We start from the raw sequence: 15,336 nt of genomic DNA, 5'->3' as shown, positions 1-15,336 counted from the left end.
GTTTTGCCGGGGCGGGCTTTTTCATGTGCGAAGTAAAGGCGAAGAAGCATTGAATCCGAGGGCCATCGCCCTCGGGCTCCTCGAACTGTCTACCTCAGGGCTCTCGCGCTTCGCGGGCTGAGAAAGGTGAGGTAGCCGATTCCGGGGTCAAGGGGCGATGGCCCCTTGAAAGGTTCTGCCTTCTTTCACCCTTCCCCCTCAATGCGCGCCACGATCTCGGCCAGCCACGCGCGCGGGGCCTCCGCGCGGCCGATGTCGCAGATGAATTCCTGCCCGCGCTTTGCGGAATCGAGGCGGGGGCCGTGGTGGGCGCTCGCGCGTTTCCAGCGTTCGGGGCGCTCGTGGTAGGTAAGCCCGCGGCGTTTGAGCCAGGGCGGCACGTCCCACAGGTTGAGCGGGCCGCCTGGCGTGGTCAGGCGCAGCGCCGGGTCGGCGGTGCTGGCGCAGGTGCCGGGTCCGATCCACAAGCTGTTGTTGGCGCTCCATTCCCCGATCTCGTGGGGATGGGGGAGCGGTGGCTCGGGCCAGTCGGGCCGGGCGCGCAGGTCCTGAGGCGCACCGGTCATGCGCACCTGCATATGAGCAAAGATGCGGTGGTGGCGCTCGCCCGTGTCCGGGTCGGCGAAGAGGCCGAAGAAGAGGAAATGGTCGCCTACCCCCACGCCGTGCTTGGCCAGATGCCCTTGGGCGGCGCCGAACTGGCCGAACCAGCACAGTTCCTCTCCCTTTGGGGAGAGGCCGAACATCGGGTCATCATGGCACAGCGCGTCGGCGGGAATGCGCCCGCGGGTCACTTTCTCGACCAGATCGCCCAGTCCGCGCCGGGCGTAGGTCGTGGCCGAGCGGCCCGGCGTCGGGATCGGGAGTGAGACAGGCGCGCCGTCCACGATGGGCGAGGGGACCCCGCCCGCCGTGGTGTCGAAGCCCTTGCGGCTGAAGATGATCTTCATGCGCGCAGGGCAGGGGGGTAAGCCCCTGCGATCAGCGCGCCTTTGCGAGCTTGGCGACGCGCATGGCGAGTTCGAAGGCGGCAAGGCGCGCGGCGCGGTTCTCCGCCGCCTCGGCGTCCTCGCCCCACAGTTCCACCTGCCAGTCTTCTTCCAGGTTTGCCGCCTGCCACAGCGCGGCCGCATCGGCCTCCTCCTCGAGCGCGGCGAGCGCGATGATGAGCGAGGCCGCCAGGCTTGCCATCATCTTGAGCGCAGCGAGAGTGAAGGCATCGTGGCGCGCCAGTTCCCCGGCGATCCGGCTGAGGGTTTCCTCCGGGTGGGCGCGGTGGATGATCCCGGAGATGCGCGCAAAGCGTACGCCCAGACGCGCTTCGGTGGCGGTGAGGATCGGCTCCCATACCGCGAGCTGGCGCTTGTAGAGCGCCTCGTCGGGATCGGCGCGGTAGCACAGCGTGTCGGTCTCGGCGTAGGGCAGCAGTTCGGCGAGCGCGGTCTCGCGCTGGGGCGCCACGGCGTCGAGCGCGAAGTCGACAAGGTCGCGCGTGACGAAGCGGGCGGTGTCGATCTCTTCGCCTTGCGCGGCCCATTCGGCGGCGAGTTCCTCGGCGAGCGCCTGGCTCGGCACGATCTGCGGGCGACCGCCAGCGGTCTTGATCGCGCGGCCATCGAGGCGCACGCACCAGCCCGAGCCGTCCTCGAGCGGGGTGGCGGTCACTTCCTTGTAGAAACGTTTCACGAAACTTCAGCTCTCTGGTTGGTCGCCCGGTCGGCTGCGCCACTTGCGGGCGAGGAGGGCGGGGATGAGGAAGAGGTCGACAAGGCCATTGGCGACAAGGACATAGCCCAGCGCCGGCGGGGCGGGCGCAAAGAGGCCGCCTTTGGCGATGAGGATGCCCACGACCACGCAGGCCACACCCAGAAGGCGCACGGCCTGGATGATGAAGAAGCGCCGGGCGGCGGGATCGGGCGCGCCGGAGGGGGAGGGCGGGGGCGCGCTCATGCCAGCAGGTGCGCGCGCAGCTGGCCGGGCGTTTCGGCGACGAATTCCGCGCCCGCCTTCATCAGCTCTTCGGGATGGTGGTAGCCCCAGTCGACGCCCACGCCGCGCACCCAGGCGGCCTTCGCCATCTCCATGTCGTAGGCGGTGTCGCCGATCATCACGGTCTGCTCGGCGTTGGCGCCCGCCTCGAACATGGCTTCCTCCAGCATCGCGGGGTGCGGCTTGGAGGGGTGGCGGTCGGCGGTCTGGAGGCTGACGAAGAGCTCGGCGATGCCGTTATTGGCAAGGCAATGGGCAAGGCCGCGGTCGGACATGCCGGTGGCGACCGCCAGCGTCCAGCCCGCCGCCTTCAGCGCTTCGAGGGTCTCGCGGATGCCCTCGAAGAGCGGCTGCGAAACCCGGCCTTCGGTGCGGGCCTGGCGGAAGGCCAGCTTGTAGGTCTCGGCCATGGCGTGCTGCTGCTCGCCGTCGCTTTCGGGGAGCAGCGCGCGCATCGCCTGGGGCAGCGAGAGGCCGACCGCGCGGCGGATCGTCGAGCGCGCGGGCGCTGTCAGATCATGCGCGGCGAAGGTGGCCTCCATCGCCTCGCAGATCGCGGCCTGCCCGTCGATCAGGGTGCCGTCGCAATCGAAGACCGCCAGTTTCATCGGCGCGTTTCCTTTCTCAGCACTTTGGCATCGGCACGTGGGGCATCAGCACGTGGGGCCTCAGCGCTTGGGCGCCTTGCCCTTGGGGACGGGGCTGCCCTTGCCCTTCTTGGGGCCGGACTTCTTGGGCACGCGGGTGCCCGGAGGGCCTTTGTGCAGGCCCTTGCCCGGCGTCTTGCCCTTACCGCCACCGGCGCGCGGGCCCCGACCGCCTTCGTCCGAACGGCCGACCGTGCGGGTGCGGCGCTCGCCCCGGCGCTCCTTGCGGATCTGCTTGGAGTGCTGCTTGGCGACGCGCTTTTCATCTTCCTTGGTGAAGGGCGCGGGGCCGGGGGGCAGCTCGGCGCCGTCGGCCTCGTCGAAGCCCAGGTTCTCCATCGAGTTGGCGAAGTGCTCGGGCAGCGGTGCGGTCACGTCGAGCGGGGCGCCATCGGGGTGCTCGATGATGAGGCGGCGCGCGTGCAGGTGCATCTTGCGGCTGATCGTGCCCGACAGGAACGCGTCCTGCCCGCCGTACTTGCCATCGCCCACGATCGGGTGGCCGATCGCGGCCATGTGGACGCGCAGCTGGTGGGTGCGGCCGGTGAGCGGGTGCAGTTCGACCCAGGCCGCGCGGTTGCCCGCACGGTCCAGCACGCGGAAACGGGTGCGCGCGCTCTGGCCGTTCTCCTCATCGACGTGCATCTTTTCGCCGCCGGTGCCCGGCTGCTTGGCGAGCGGGAGTTCGATCATGCCATCATCGATGTTGGGCACGCCCATGACCAGCGCCCAGTAGATCTTCTTGGCCGAGCGCCCCGAAAAGCGCTTGGAGAAGTAGGCGGCGCTGCCCGGCGTGCGCGCGATGAGCAGGACGCCCGAGGTGTCCTTGTCGAGGCGGTGGACAAGGCGGGGGCGCGGACCGTCCGGGGCATAGGCGTCGAGCAGGCCGTCGACATGCTGCTTCATGCCCGAGCCGCCCTGCGTGGCGAGGCCCGGAGGCTTGTTGAGGACGATGGCGGCGCGGTCCTGCGTCAGCACCATCTGATCGGCGAGTTCGAGTTCCTCCTCGGTCAGCTCGCGCTTGGGGCGGGGCGCCTTGCCGCCGGGCCTGGCCTCGCCGCCGGGGGGCACGCGCAGGACCTGGCCTGCGGTGAGGCGTGTGTCCACGTCCGCGCGCTTGCCGTCGACGCGGATCTGGCCGGTGCGCGCCCAGCGCGAGACCATCGCGAAGCCGACCTTGGGCAGGTGGCGCTTGAACCAGCGGTCGAGGCGCACGCCCTCGTCGTCGTGGCCGACGGTGAACTGGCGGACGATGTCGTCGTTACCGGCCATGAATTAGATGCTCCGCATGATAAGGAGGCCCAGAAACAATCCGGCGAACCCTGCAAGCAGCGAGGCGCCGACATAGAGCGCGGCAAGGCCAGGTTGCCCGCGCTCGAGAATGGTGATGAAGTCGAGGCTGAACGAGGAGAAGGTGGTGAACCCCCCGAGCAGGCCGACTGCGATGAACAGCCGGGTGCCTTCGCCGTGGCTCCCATAGCGTGCAAGTGCGCCGATGAGGAGTCCCATGAAGAGCGAGCCCAGCACATTCACGGTGAGCGTGCCATACGGGAAGACTCCCGCGCGCGCGGAGCCGAGCGCGGCGGTCCAGGCGCGGCCGACGAGAAACCGCAGCCAGGCGCCGGTTCCGCCGCCCAGCGCCACGAAAAGCGAGGCGGCAAGGAAGGATGGTTGGGGCATAGAGGCCCGCCTTACCCGCGATTCGCGCAATTTCCAATCGCTGCTTGCGCCGCTTGCGAGGTGGCTAAAGCCCGGTTCTTGGCGGTTTTGGGGCTTTTGGGGAGTCTTTGGGTTGTCTTGGGCGCGTCACTTTGATATTGGCGCCACCAACCCAGTCGGACCTTTAGCGGGATTCGGCGCTTTTGGTTCCATTTGATTCGCGGTTCGTCTCGCCATGTAGGAGGTGTGGGACGGGCTTCGTTCGTATTTTTGAGGTGTGGTAGTTTTATGCAGATCATGGTTCGCGACAACAATGTTGACCAGGCCCTTCGTGCGCTCAAGAAGAAGCTGCAGCGTGAAGGCGTCTACCGCGAAATGAAGCTGCGTCGCCACTTCGAGAAGCCGTCGGAAAAGCGCGCCCGCGAAAAGGCCGCTGCCGTGCGTCGCGCTCGCAAGCTCGAGCGCAAGCGCATGGAGCGTGACGGCGTCAAGTAAGACGGCGTTTGCCGAACGTGCATCTGTTGGTGCGCGTTCGGGCACCTCGATACAGGCCTTGGACTTGAATGCCGGGGCCGCTTGAGCCATGAGGGCGCGACCGTAACCGGTTCGCGCCCTTGGTGCATCTGGCAACCCTTGAAAAAGGTGGCTTTGCGCAGAGGCTTGGGGGCGCTATCTGCGCACATGTGCCGAGTCTGCGGCACACATTCGTCACGAGGCCACACGATACGATGACTGAGATCACCCGCGTCCCGCTCCAGCCCGTCAAGAAGGGCTCCCTGTCGAAGATCTGGGTGGGCGCGCTTGCTCTCGCGCTGGCCGGTGCCGGCGTTGCCTATGCCGCGATGCCCGCGCAGGTCCACGTCAAGACCCTGACCGAAGGCCACGGCCCCTCGCCGACGACCGAGGACATGGTTCTCATCAACTACAAGGGCACGCTTCCCGACGGCAAGGTCTTCGACGAGGCCCAGCAGGTCCCGATGGAACTGGACGGCGTGATCCCCGGCTTCTCGACCGCGCTGCAGAAGATGCAGGCGGGCGGCAAGTACACCGTCGATATCCCCTCCGAGCTGGCCTACGGTGAAAAGGGCCAGGGCGAGATCGCGCCCAACACCGACCTCACCTTCGAGATCGAGCTGCTCGACTTCCGCAGCAAGGCCGAGATCGAACAGCAGCAGCGCATGATGCAGCAGATGATGCAGATGCAGCAGATGCAGGGCGGCGCTCCGGGCGCGCCCGAGGCTCCCTCCGAGTAAGTCGGAGCTTCCCGCAATGAAGAGCATCACGACCGCTGTGGCCGCCCTGGCCGCGGCGGTCTTGTTCGTTCCGGGCAGCGCCGCTGCGGTGCGGGCCCAGGAGGCCGCGACCACCCCGGTTCCCCCCGAGGAGGCCGAGCCCGAAGTCATCGTCGAGACACTGCAGGAGGGCGAGGGCGATCCGCCGCCCGCCGGCTCCTTCGTGCTCGTCAACTACAAGGGCATGCTGACAGATGGCACGGTGTTCGATGCCAACGAGCGCGTGCCGATGGACCTCAACGGCGTCGTCCCCGGCTTTGCCCAGGGGCTCATGCAGATGAAGCGCGGCGGGCGCTACCGCCTGACCATCCCGCCCGAACTGGGCTACGGCGCGCGCCAGTCCGGCCCGATCCCCCCCAATTCCAAGCTCGTCTTCGAAGTCGACCTGATCGACTACAAGACCCCGCACGAGATCCGCGAGATGATGGCCGCAATCCGCGCCGAGCAGGAAGCCGCGGCGAGAGCGCGCATCGAGGCGGCGCAGGGGGACGCCAAGGAAGAGCCGAAGAAGTAGGCCACCTTCCTCCAGTAAGAGTGGGCGGCAAAAGCAGAACACTCGGAAAAGACAGATCCGAGGGCCATCGCCCTCGGGCTCCCCGAACTGTCCAGCTCACCTTTGTCGCGCCGCCCTGGCTGAGAAAGGCGGGGCTGCCGATTTTGGGGTCAAGGGGTGATGACCCCTTGAAGAGGCTGTGTCCTTCTGCCGTCCCCTGTTCCAGCCCCGTCCCTCTCCCGCTTGAAGCGCGGGCCCGCCGGTGCTAGCGGCTTTGGCCTGCTGCGCGGCGCGTGTTCGCCGCCGTGAAGAGAACAACCTTCGAAAAGGAACGTCATGTCGGTCGATACCGCAACCGTTGCGAAGATCGCGAGCCTTGCCCGCATCAAGGTGACCGAGGGTGAGCTGGAGGCGATGGTGCCCGAGCTCAACGGGATCCTCAACTGGGTCGAGCAACTCGGCGAGGTCGACACCTCGAATGTCGAGCCGATGACCGCGGTGATCCCCAACACGCTGCGCCTGCGCGAGGACGTGGTCGATGCCGATCCGCTGACCGGCGGCGGCAAGCGCGAGGAAGTCCTCGCCAACGCGCCGGTGGCCGAGCACGGCTTCTTCGGTGTGCCCAAGGTCATCGAGTGACCTGGCGGGCATCCGCCCACCCTTTCGTCCTTCCCGCACAGCCGGGAAGCCCGCTTGCTATCTGCCCTGCGGCGCGCCTCTGTGCCCGGGCGACAGGTGAGAACCAATGACCGATCTTACAGAACTTGGCGTCGCGCAGATCCGCGACGGCGTGAAAGCCGGTGACTTCACCGCCGTGGAAGTGGCCGAGGCGTTCAACGCCAACGTCGCGGCCGCGCAGGAGGCCCTGAACGCCTTCATCGTCGCCACTCCCGAAATGGCGCTGGACGCCGCCAAGGCCACCGACGCGAAGCGCGCGAAGGGCGAGGACCTTGGCAAGATGGGCGGCGTGCCCATCGGCATGAAGGACCTCTTTGCGACCTTCGACGTGCAGACGACGGCCGCCAGCCACATCCTCGAAGGCTTCAAGCCGCAGTACGAATCGACCGTGTCCCAGAACCTGTGGAACGCGGGCGCAGGGATGCTGGGCAAGCTCAACCTTGACCAGTTCGCGATGGGCTCCTCGAACGAGACCAGCTACTTCGGCAACGTGATCTCGCCCTGGCGCAAGGCCGGCTCGAACGCGCAGCTGGCACCGGGCGGTTCCTCGGGCGGTTCCTCGGCGGCCGTGGCGGCCCGTCTCGCTCCGGCGGCGACCGGCACCGACACCGGCGGCTCGATCCGCCAGCCCGCCGCCTTCACCGGCACCACCGGCATCAAGCCGACCTACGGGCGCTGCTCGCGCTGGGGCGTCGTGGCCTTTGCCAGCTCGCTCGACCAGGCGGGCCCGATGGCGCGGGACACGCGCGACTGCGCGATCATGCTCGAAGCCATGGCCGGGTTTGATCCCAAGGACGCGACCAGCCTCGACATGCCCGTGCCCAATTGGGAGGAGCTCCTCTCGGCCGATCTTTCGGGCAAGACCGTGGGCATCCCGCGCGAATACCGCATGGACGGCATGGACGCCGAAATCGTCGCGCTGTGGGACCAGGGCGTTGCCTGGCTCAAGGACGCGGGCGCGAAGGTCATCGACATTTCGCTGCCGCACACCAAGTACGCGCTGCCGACCTATTACATCATCGCACCGGCCGAGGCGTCCTCGAACCTCGCGCGCTATGATGGCGTGCGCTATGGCCTGCGCGACCTTCCCGAGGGCGCGAACCTCCAGGACATGTACGCCGCCACCCGCGCCGCCGGCTTCGGTGACGAGGTCAAGCGCCGCATCCTGATCGGCACCTACGTGCTCTCGGCGGGCTTCTACGATGCCTACTACACGCAGGCCCAGAAGGTGCGCACGCTCATCTCGCAGGACTTCCAGAAGGCCTTCGAGGAATGCGACGTGATCCTCGCGCCGACGACCCCGACCCCGGCCTTCGCGCTGGGCGAGAACGTCGACGATCCGCTTTCGATGTACCTCAACGACGTGTTCTCGGTCCCCGCGTCGCTGGCGGGCCTTCCGGCCATGTCGGTGCCCGCCGGGCTCTCGAAGGACGGTCTGCCGCTGGGTCTCCAGATCATCGGCAAGGCGTTCGACGAACAGGGCGTCCTCAACGCAGGTCTCGCGCTCGAGCAGCGCGCACAGTTTACGGCCAAGCCGGAGAAGTGGTGGTAATATGAGCACCTATCGTATTCAGGGCGCAACGGGCGAGTGGGAGGTCGTGATCGGCCTTGAAGTCCATGCGCAGGTCTCCTCGCAGGCCAAGCTGTTCTCGGGCGCGGCGACCGAATTTGGCGCCGAGCCCAACACGCAGGTCGCGCTGATCGACGCGGCGATGCCCGGCATGCTGCCCGTGCCCAACAAGGAGTGCATCCGCCAGGCGGTGCGCACCGGCATGGCGATCAATGCGCAGATCAACAAATACTCGCGCTTCGACCGCAAGAACTACTTCTACGCCGACCTTCCGCAGGGCTACCAGATCAGCCAGCTCTACCACCCGATCGTGGGTGAGGGGCAGCTTGTCATCGAAGCCGACGAGAAGGCGGGGATCCCCGAAGACAAGGTCATCGGCATCGAGCGCATCCACGTCGAGCAGGACGCAGGGAAACTGATGCACGATCAGCACCCGACGATGTCCTACGTCGACCTCAACCGCGTGGGCGTGGCGCTGATGGAAATCGTCAGCCGCCCGGACATGACTTCGCCCGCCGAGGCCGGGGCTTACGTTTCCAAGCTGCGCCAGATCCTGCGCTACGTGGGCTCGTGCGACGGCAACATGGACCAGGGCTCGATGCGCGCGGACGTCAACGTCTCGGTGCGCAAGCCGGGCGAGGAGCTGGGTACCCGTACCGAGACCAAGAACGTGAACTCGGTGCGCTTCGTCATGCAGGCGATCGAGCACGAGGCGATGCGCCAGGTCGACGTGCTGGAAGCGGGCGGCAAGATCGTGCAGGAAACGCGCCTGTTCGATCCCAATACCGGCTCGACCCGCTCGATGCGTTCGAAGGAAGACGCGCACGATTACCGCTACTTCCCCGATCCCGACCTCTTGCCGCTGATCCTGGAAGACGACTTCCTCGAGGATTGCCGCAACTCGCTGCCCGAGCTGCCCGACGCGAAGAAGGCGCGCTACGAGAACGAGCTGGGCCTCTCGGCCTACAACGCACAGGTGCTGACCGCCGACGTCGACACCGCCAAGTGGTTCGAGCGCCTTCTGGCCGAAACCGCCAAGGCGTCGGGCAAGGCGCCCGCCGAGGTGTCCAAGCAGGCCGCCAACTGGCTGATCTCGGAACTGTTCGGCGCGCTCAACAAGCTGGGCACCAGCCTTGAGGAATCGCCCGTAACCCCTGAAAAGGGCGGCGATCTTCTGGCACTCATCGCCAAGGGCACGATTTCGGGTTCGGCGGGCAAGCAGGTCCTCGAAATCATGCTCGACACCGGCGACGAGGCGGAGACAATCGTCGAGCGCGAAGGCCTCAAGCAGGAGTCCGACACCGGCGCCATCGAGGCCGAGATCGACAAGGTCCTCGAAGCCAACGCCGACAAGGTCGAACAGTACAAGGGCGGCAAGGTCGCGCTCTTCGGCTTTTTCGTCGGCCAGACGATGAAGGCCATGAAGGGCAAGGGCAACCCGCAGGTCGTCAACGAGATCCTGAAAGCCAAGCTCGGCTGATCTCGCCCGTTCGGCACACCAAAAAGCCCCGGTGGATCGTTCCACCGGGGCTTTTTCGTGGCTAGGTCGGATGTGCGCTCCACGCGACGTCGCCGTCAGCGCCAGGATAGGGCCGTTACGCGAAACACCCGCGAAGAAAGGGAAGGCAAAGCCCATGCGAGGGCCATCGCCCTCGCGCTCCCGGCATCGGAGAGGGCAGGTCCTTCCGACTGGTGGCGCCCTCTTTCGGCTTTGCGCCCTTATCGGTCGTTCGCGGGCCGATCTGGCGCGCCAGAAAGCGGCCTGTCCGGTTAGGCTTGCTATCCGAGCGGCCAGCAGTCGGGATGGGGTGGAAAGCGGATGTTAGCGGTCAGCTCTAAACGTTGCGATGGCTAATATGGCCTCGTCGAACTTGCGATCAGTTCCCAACAATGTGATGGAAACATCACCCCCAGTGATCGCCCGGTTTGCGCGCCCTGATAGTCCTGTTAGGACTGCAGGACCCTCCACCGGAAAGCGCGACGGATCGCGCAGATGCAATATGATAGATTTGGTGCCTTTGTGCCGCCATTCCGTCACGTCACTAATCTCTTCCCATGGGATGGTCTGATTGGACCACCCTGCCCACCGGATACCTGACCGACTGATGTGAAGGCGCTCAGCATTCGTCCACCAAAGCTTTGCGCCACCAATCGCACACATTCCGAAGAAAAGAATACAGAACCACCCCCAAATCTCGGTCATCAACAGGCCAGCTCTGCGTGTAACCGGGACCGGTCCTACCAATCCTGCCATCCATATTCCGATTGCAACAAAGCCGAGCGAAGTGGCGACAATAAGTGCGGCCCGCCAGCGCGAGGTATGTGCGACGAAATCATCCATTCAACTTCATGTAAAGCTACCGCGAATATACGCAATGGAGTGATGCTGCTGGGCTGGCCTCGGGCCAAATATTTCGACGGCTTCAGCACTCGTTATGAAACCGGGGCTGGAAGCTCCGACTGATCGAGGAAGGTAATCTGGGAGACGCGATCTGGCCACGGATCTGGGGCTTGAAGCGGTGCGCTGACTGGATTCCCGCCTTCGCGGGAATGACGAAGAGTTGGATGCTCACTCATGCGGCGCCAATCTACTTTATCAGTCCGCAATCGGACCTTCCGTTACTCGGCCCATTCGACGCCTGCGATCTTAAATTAACAGGGGCGGGCAGAGCTGCCTTCGACGAGTTCGGGGAGCCCGAGGGCGATGGCCCTCGGAATCAATTTCTTCGAGTTTGTCCTTGTTAGGTGTCTGCCCTCATTGGCCCATCGCACCAGGCACGCGCGTCATCTGGGCCTCGGGGGGTGGGGGCGGCTTAGCCGATCCGGGTGCCCTTCAGCTCCATCGTGCCGAAGAAGCCGGCCTTGATCGTGCCGGTGAGGTCATCGCCTTCGATGGAGGCCTTGCAGTCGAGGTCGATCTTCATGGGCGAGGTCATCGTCATCTTCCAGGCGATGGTGTTGCCGGCAATCGTACCGTTCTCAAGGTCCATGGCGCCAAGGTCGCCTGCGATCGTGCCGGTGAAGGTGTCGCCTTCGGGCACGATGGTGAGCACGCCCTTCTGCGTGCCCATCGGCGTCTTCGTGGTGCATTCGTAGCTTCCGGCTACCGACATCGTGTTCTCTCCCTGATCGCTTATTCGCTGTCCGTGGTGGGGGCGGGCATGACCTCGACCGGCAGGCCGAGGCTTTCGAGTTGCGGCTCGACCACGGCGCGGTCGCCAACGACAACGAAGGTCAGCTCGCCCGGTTGCAGGTAGGCCTGTGCGGCTTCGCCGATGTCCTCGGCATCGATGCCCCGGTAGGTCTGCGCGAGCGTCGCGTAGTAATCCTCGGGCCGGCCGAGGCGCTGGTTCAGGCGGATCGCGCCATCCACTGACGCGTTGGTCTCGAACTGGTTGGGAAGGCCCCGGATCGCGCCTTCGGTAACGCGCTGAAGCTCCTCTGCGGTGACCGGCTTTTCGCCCGGAAGCGCGGCCATGTCGGTGCGGATCGCGGCGATGGCATCGCCGGTGCGGTCGGCCTGGACGGGCGCGCGCACCAGGAATGTACGGGGGCCTTCGTTCTTCGTGACGCCCGAGTTGACGCCGTAGCTCCAGCCCTTGTCCTCGCGGATGTCGGCGTTGAGGCGCGAGAGGAAGCCACCGCCAAGGACGTCGTTGGCAAGGTCAAGCGCCTCGCCGTTCTTCGCGGTGCCGTCCATGGGCAGGACGCGGCCCGCCATGATCACCGACTGGGGCGAATTGGGGCGGTCGACCAGCAGGATGCGCGCGCGCGCCTGCGGGGTGGCCGCGTCGAGGTGCTTGACGGGCGCCGGGGTCGCGGGCGCCGTCCAGCCGCCAAAGGCGCGTTCGAGAAGGGGCTTCAATTCGGCCATCGTCACATCGCCCACGACGGTGATGCGGGCCAGATCGGGGCGCATCCACTTGGCGTGCGCGGCTTTCAGGTCCTGCGCGCTCAGCGCAGCGAGCGAGGCGGCATCCCCCAGGCCATCGCTGGGCTGGGCATAGGGGTGGGTGCCGTAGAGCGCGGCGCCAAGGGTGCGCTGGGCCAGCGAGTTGGGTGAGCTGAGCGCCTGCGAGAGCTGCGCCTGGCGGGTTGCCTTGAGCCGCGCGACGTCCTCGGGGGCAAAGGTCGGATGCAGCAGGATCCCGGCGGCAAGATCGAGCGAGGGGGCGAGGTTGTCGCTCAGCGCGACAAGGTTGAGCACGCTGGTGTCGGTGCTTGCCCCGGTCTCGATGCTGGCGCCGATGCGCTCCTGCGCTTCGGCAAGCTGGGTCGCATCGAGGCCGTTCGCGCCCTCATCGAGCATGTCGAGCATGAGCGCCTGTGTGCCCGGCGTGTCGAGCGCGTCGGCCGAGGTGCCCGCATCGAACGCGATGGTGAGCTGCAGCTTGGGCACCGCGGTGCGGCGCGCGAGCGTGACAGGCACACCGTTCGAAAGCGTGGCGTGTTCGAGCGTGGGGAAGGCGAGATCGCCGATGGTGCCGAGCGGGGGCGCTGTGCGTTCGGGCGCCGGGGCCAGTTCGGGGGCGGGGGCCTTGTCGTCGGGAGCGGGGGCTGGGGTGGTGTCCTCATCGCCCCAACCGCCCAGCGCGCCGCCATCGAGCGTGCGCTCGCCCGGCACCGTTGCGAGCTTGAATACCGGGCGCGAGAGCCACTTGGCAAGGACAGCGCGCACCTTCTCGGGCGTGAGCGCGGCCATGGCCTCAAGCCGCGTCTTGTAGAAGGCGGGATCGTCCGAATAGACCATGCCCTCGGCCAGTGTCGCGCCCTTGCCCGCAAAGCCGCCGACGCGTTCGAGCGCCCCGATCTCGTCGGAAAGGGTGGAGACGACCGCACGCTTCAGTTCGTCCTCGCTCGGGCCTTCCTTCAGGTACGTGGCGAGGACCGCATCGAAGGCGGCTTCGGCCTTGGCGCGCTCGACGCCGGGCTTCACCATCATCGCCATCGAAAGCTGGCTCATCGCCTCGTAGGTCTGCGCGCCGGCGGTGACGCCGACCGCCAGCTCCTGTCCGCGCACCAGTGCGTTGTCGAGGCGCGAGGAGGCAAGGCCGCCCAGGATGTGCATACCGACCTCAAGCGCGGGCGCGTCGGGATCGTTGAGGCCGGGACCTGTCCAGGTGCGCGTGAGGCGCAGGACCGGGACCTGGTCGGTGATGTCGCGCGAGGCGCTCTTCTTCAGCGTCACCGGGCCCGCCATCACCGGGTGGATCGCAGGCCCGCGCGGGATCGCGCCGAACCACTTTTCGACCATGGGCTTCGCGCTCTTCGCGTCGATGTCGCCCGAAAGGACGAGGACGACATTGTTGGGGCCGTAGTGGTCGGTGAACCAGGCACGCACGTCGGTGAGCGAGGCCGCATCAAGGTCCGCCATCGAGCCGATGGTGCTGTGGCGGTAGGGGTGGCCGACGGGGAGCAGGCCATCGGAAATCACGTAGTCTTCAAGCCCATAGGGCTGGTTGTCGCCCTGCCGCTTCTCGTTCTGGACGACGCCGCGCTGCTGGTCGAGCTTCTCCTGGCTGACCGCCGGGAGCAGGTAGCCCATGCGGTCGCTCTCCATGAAGAGCGCAAGGTCGAGCGCGCCGGTCGGCACGGTCTCGACGTAGTTGGTGCGGTCGTACCAGGTCGAGCCGTTGGTCGGTGTGGAGCCCGCCGCCTCGAGCGGAATGTCGAAGTTGGGCACGTTCGCCGAGCCGCCGAAGAAGAGATGCTCGTAGAGGTGGGCAAAGCCGGTGCGCCCGCGCGGCTCGTTCTTGGAGCCGACCTTGTAGTAGGCGGTGACGCCCACGATCGGGGCCTTTCGGTCGGTGTGGACGATGGTGGTCAGCCCGTTTTCAAGCTGGAAGCTCTCATAGGGGATGTCGACCTTGGCGACGAGCTCTTCGGGGGTGGCGGCGCCCGGTGTAGCGGCAGGCGCGGACGTTTCGGTCCGGTCGCGGGCCGCAAGCGGCAGCGGCGCGAGGCTGGTGACGAGAAGGGCGGCGGCAAGAGCTCCAAGGCTCGCACGGGTTCCGATACGCATGGCCGCGAAGCTAGCAAAGTTGCTGCGCCGCGCAATCGAAATACCGTGCGGAAAAAGGGAGCAAATTCCTCCTCTTTTGCACGCGTGCGCGGGCCAGGACACGCTTGCCGGGCGGGAGCGGGTCTGCAATCGTTCGCGCACAGGATTACGCACGGCCCAGCGGCCGGAGAGGAGTGGACATGGACCGGGACGCGAAGGCGCCGATGTGGAACCGCCGAGGGCTGCTGCGCAGGGGCGCGGGCTGGGGACTGGCGGGCCTGGGAGCCGGATTGGGTATGGGCCTGGCCTTTCCGGCAAACGCGCAGGGGCTCGGCGGGACGCTGACGGGGCTGCTGGTCCAGGCCAGCGACAGCTCGCTCGACAAGCTGGCGCGGCCCGGTGCGTTCTACGATGACCCGGACGTGCGCATCGACCTGCCGCTGATCGGCGGACTCCTGGGCGGAAAATCCGGCACCAGGGGCGGCTTCGGGCAGGGGCTCGGCGCGATCCTGGGCGCGGGCAGCCCGCTCGATCTCACCGGCGGGCTGGTGCGCGCGGTGAACGATGCGGCGGGCGTCGCGGCGGGGGCGGCGAAGCCGGTATTCCGCACCGCGATCCGCGACCTCGACGTGACCGATGTGCCGGGCATCGCCTCGCGTTCCGACGGGGCGACGCGGTACTTGCGCACGAGCGCGGGCGAGGAACTGCACGGCGCGCTGCGCCCGCTCGTCGACGGCGGGCTGGACGAGGTCGGCGCCTACCGCCAGCTCGACCGCCTGACGACCTCGTCGCGGCTGGTGAAGAGCGCCGGGCTCACCCGCGACGCGCTGGGCGGCTCGGTCACCGAACAGGCGCTCGACGGGATCTTTGCCTACATCGGGCGAGAGGAAGCGAACCTGCGGGCCGATCCGCTGAAGCCGCTGGGCGGTTTGCTGCGTGGGGTTCTCGGGCAGTAAAGGATGGATTTTCAAGGGGCCATCGCCCCTTGACCCCCGAACTGTCTGGCG

General features: G+C 66.9%; 16 protein-coding genes. 7 read left to right on the top strand and 9 right to left on the bottom strand.

Annotation, left to right across the window (positions count from 1 at the left end):
* Window positions 1-185 precede the first annotated feature (185 nt).
* Genes LC060_RS06525 through crcB form a run of 6 tightly spaced genes read right to left on the bottom strand, consistent with a single transcriptional unit; the run spans window position 186 to window position 4,316 of the window.
* The gene (locus LC060_RS06525) at window positions 186-950 is read right to left on the bottom strand and encodes a hypothetical protein (protein ID WP_226633792.1); all 765 of its coding nucleotides are present in this window, start codon (window positions 948-950) and stop codon (window positions 186-188) included.
* Between the two features lie 31 nt (window positions 951-981).
* Entirely contained in the window at window positions 982-1,686 is a 705-nt protein-coding gene (locus tag LC060_RS06520) for an ATP12 family protein (RefSeq protein WP_226633790.1), read from the bottom strand.
* 6 nt (window positions 1,687-1,692) lie between these two features.
* On the bottom strand, window positions 1,693-1,950 hold the full coding sequence (locus LC060_RS06515) for a hypothetical protein (protein ID WP_226633788.1): 258 nt from the start codon (window positions 1,948-1,950) through the stop codon (window positions 1,693-1,695).
* Window positions 1,947-2,597 (bottom strand): HAD-IA family hydrolase, encoded by a 651-nt coding sequence (locus LC060_RS06510; protein ID WP_226633785.1) that lies wholly within the window; start codon window positions 2,595-2,597, stop codon window positions 1,947-1,949. The genes LC060_RS06515 and LC060_RS06510 overlap by 4 nt, the downstream gene beginning before the upstream one ends.
* 60 nt (window positions 2,598-2,657) lie before the next feature.
* Complete coding sequence (locus LC060_RS06505) at window positions 2,658-3,908, bottom strand: RluA family pseudouridine synthase (protein ID WP_226633783.1); 1,251 nt, start codon at window positions 3,906-3,908, stop codon at window positions 2,658-2,660.
* A 3-nt stretch (window positions 3,909-3,911) separates the two neighbouring features.
* The gene (crcB, locus tag LC060_RS06500; protein ID WP_226633760.1) at window positions 3,912-4,316 is read right to left on the bottom strand and encodes a fluoride efflux transporter CrcB; all 405 of its coding nucleotides are present in this window, start codon (window positions 4,314-4,316) and stop codon (window positions 3,912-3,914) included.
* A gap of 267 nt (window positions 4,317-4,583) precedes the next feature.
* Between crcB and rpsU the strand changes: the two genes are divergently transcribed.
* The 6 genes from rpsU (at window position 4,584) to gatB (ending at window position 9,808) form a co-directional block, all read left to right on the top strand.
* Complete coding sequence (rpsU, locus tag LC060_RS06495) at window positions 4,584-4,790, top strand: 30S ribosomal protein S21 (RefSeq protein ID WP_039391404.1); 207 nt, start codon at window positions 4,584-4,586, stop codon at window positions 4,788-4,790.
* A gap of 233 nt (window positions 4,791-5,023) precedes the next feature.
* A complete protein-coding gene (locus LC060_RS06490; protein WP_226633752.1) occupies window positions 5,024-5,548 on the top strand; it encodes an FKBP-type peptidyl-prolyl cis-trans isomerase in 525 nt (174 codons plus the stop codon).
* Between the two features lie 16 nt (window positions 5,549-5,564).
* Window positions 5,565-6,101, top strand: a complete 537-nt coding sequence (locus LC060_RS06485; protein WP_226633750.1) for an FKBP-type peptidyl-prolyl cis-trans isomerase — start codon at window positions 5,565-5,567, stop codon at window positions 6,099-6,101.
* 315 nt (window positions 6,102-6,416) lie between these two features.
* Complete coding sequence (gene gatC, locus LC060_RS06480; RefSeq protein ID WP_148629203.1) at window positions 6,417-6,719, top strand: Asp-tRNA(Asn)/Glu-tRNA(Gln) amidotransferase subunit GatC; 303 nt, start codon at window positions 6,417-6,419, stop codon at window positions 6,717-6,719.
* Between the two features lie 106 nt (window positions 6,720-6,825).
* A complete protein-coding gene (gene gatA, locus LC060_RS06475) occupies window positions 6,826-8,310 on the top strand; it encodes an Asp-tRNA(Asn)/Glu-tRNA(Gln) amidotransferase subunit GatA (RefSeq protein ID WP_226633748.1) in 1,485 nt (494 codons plus the stop codon).
* Window position 8,311: 1 nt separating this feature from the next.
* Complete coding sequence (gatB, locus tag LC060_RS06470) at window positions 8,312-9,808, top strand: Asp-tRNA(Asn)/Glu-tRNA(Gln) amidotransferase subunit GatB (RefSeq protein WP_226633747.1); 1,497 nt, start codon at window positions 8,312-8,314, stop codon at window positions 9,806-9,808.
* 342 nt (window positions 9,809-10,150) lie between these two features.
* Here the strand turns inward: gatB and LC060_RS06465 are convergent, their stop codons facing one another.
* From LC060_RS06465 to LC060_RS06455, 3 genes are all read right to left on the bottom strand, one after another.
* Window positions 10,151-10,669: an STM3941 family protein gene (locus tag LC060_RS06465; RefSeq protein ID WP_226633745.1), complete on the bottom strand. Its 519-nt coding sequence runs from the start codon at window positions 10,667-10,669 to the stop codon at window positions 10,151-10,153.
* Between the two features lie 472 nt (window positions 10,670-11,141).
* Window positions 11,142-11,441, bottom strand: a complete 300-nt coding sequence (locus tag LC060_RS06460; RefSeq protein WP_226633744.1) for a hypothetical protein — start codon at window positions 11,439-11,441, stop codon at window positions 11,142-11,144.
* Between the two features lie 20 nt (window positions 11,442-11,461).
* Entirely contained in the window at window positions 11,462-14,350 is a 2,889-nt protein-coding gene (locus tag LC060_RS06455; protein WP_226633742.1) for a M16 family metallopeptidase, read from the bottom strand.
* A 179-nt stretch (window positions 14,351-14,529) separates the two neighbouring features.
* On the opposite strand from LC060_RS06455, the gene LC060_RS06450 reads away from it, so the two are divergent.
* Window positions 14,530-15,285 (top strand): DUF4197 family protein, encoded by a 756-nt coding sequence (locus LC060_RS06450; RefSeq protein WP_226633740.1) that lies wholly within the window; start codon window positions 14,530-14,532, stop codon window positions 15,283-15,285.
* The last annotated feature ends 51 nt before the right edge of the window (window positions 15,286-15,336 follow it).

The sequence above is a fragment of the Novosphingobium profundi genome (assembly GCF_020524485.1).
Lineage (GTDB): Bacteria > Pseudomonadota > Alphaproteobacteria > Sphingomonadales > Sphingomonadaceae > Novosphingobium > Novosphingobium profundi_A.
Note: the sequence above shows the minus strand (reverse complement) of the source record. Positions and strands in the feature narration are given on the sequence as shown.